This window comes from Stenotrophomonas sp. 3diitr2024, from assembly GCF_042136455.1.
In the GTDB taxonomy this organism is placed as follows: domain Bacteria; phylum Pseudomonadota; class Gammaproteobacteria; order Xanthomonadales; family Xanthomonadaceae; genus Stenotrophomonas; species Stenotrophomonas sepilia.
In genome coordinates, this window is record NZ_JBHHMJ010000840.1 from 1 (window position 1) to 1,368 (window position 1,368).

Annotated in this window: 1 protein-coding gene; it reads right to left on the reverse strand. The window is 69.9% G+C overall.

Annotated elements, in window-relative coordinates:
- Positions 1-144: 144 nt before the first annotated feature.
- Entirely contained in the window at positions 145-1,281 is a 1,137-nt protein-coding gene (gene moeB, locus ABGA94_RS22270; RefSeq protein ID WP_375368111.1) for a molybdopterin-synthase adenylyltransferase MoeB, read from the reverse strand.
- Positions 1,282-1,368: the final 87 nt, after the last annotated feature.

Genomic DNA, 1,368 nt, shown 5'->3' on the forward strand with positions numbered 1-1,368 from the left:
CCACGCTCGGCTGCTCTTCGTGCCGAGGCCAGAAGCAGCCGAGCATGGGCTCGGCTCTACAGTAGATCCACGCCATGCGTGGATGACGCACAGCCGCCGCGCCCGGTAGATCCACGCCATGCGTGGATGAATCCCCGGCCAGCCTCACCCACCCCGGCAGAACGCGGCGTAATCGATATATCCCGGGAACGGCACACCCGGCGCGCACACCGGACACTGCGGGTCCGGCCGGATGCCGGTCTCGCGGAAGCGCATGCCCAGCGCATCGAAGCGCAGCAGGCGGCCCACCAGCGGCTCGCCGATGCCCAGCAGCAGCTTCAGCACCTCGGTGGCCTGCAGCACGCCGGCCAGGCCAGGCAGCACGCCCAGCACACCGGCCTCGGAACAGTTCGGCGCAAACTCCGGCGGCGGCGGTTCCGGGAACAGGCAGCGGTAGCACGGCGCCACGCCGCGCTGGCGACCGGCGTCAAACACGCTTACCTGGCCGTCAAAGCGCTCGATGGCGGCATACACCAGCGGTTTGGCGTGCTTGATGCAGGCGTCGTTGAGCAGGTAGCGCAGCGGGAAGTTGTCCGAGCCATCCAGCACAACGTCCACGCCCTCGAGCAGCGCATCCACGTTCTCAGAGGTCACCCGCTCCGGCACCGCCTCGACCTCGATGGAGGGATTCAGCGCCAGCAGGCGCTCGCGAGCGGAATCGACCTTGAGCTGGCCGACGCTGGCTTCGGTATGCACGATCTGCCGGTGCAGGTTGCTGCGCTCCACGCGGTCGTGGTCGGCAAAGCGCAGGTGCCCTACCCCGGCGGCGGCCAGATAGAAGCCGGCTGGCGCACCCAGGCCGCCCGCGCCCAGCACCAGCACGCGTGATTGCTGCAGCCGGCGCTGGCCGGCCTCGCCCACCTGTGGCAGCAGCAGATGCCGCGAATAGCGATCAAAGAAATCGCGGTCCGCGGCGCTGGCCAGCGGCTGCACCAAGGGCAGCGACTGCTCGCGCCAGGCCACGGTACCGCCCGTCACGGAAGCGACGTTTGTGTAGCCGGCCTCCAGCAGGAACTGCACGGCATCGGCCGAGCGCTTGCCGCTCTGGCAGATCAGCAGGATCTCCTGGTCGCGCCGCGGCAGATGCGCGGCCGGGTCGGCATGCAGCTCGCCCTTGGCCACGCCGCGCGCGCCCTCGGCCATCCCGCCGGCCCGTTCATGCGCCTCGCGCACATCGATCAGCACGGCGCCGTGGGCCAGGCGCTCGCACGCCTGCGCGGGGGAAAGCTCTTGGATGCTCATGGCCGCATTATCGCGCACGCGGCGGCAAGCCGCCTTGACCGATACCTGCAAACATGGGGTAGTGCCGGCCGCTGGCCGGCATGGCCA

What these genes read in the sequence shown, in the direction of transcription:
- moeB (WP_375368111.1), bottom strand. Translation starts at nt 1,281, where the DNA reads ATGAGCATCCAAGAGCTTTCCCCCGCGCAGGCGTGCGAGCGCCTGGCC.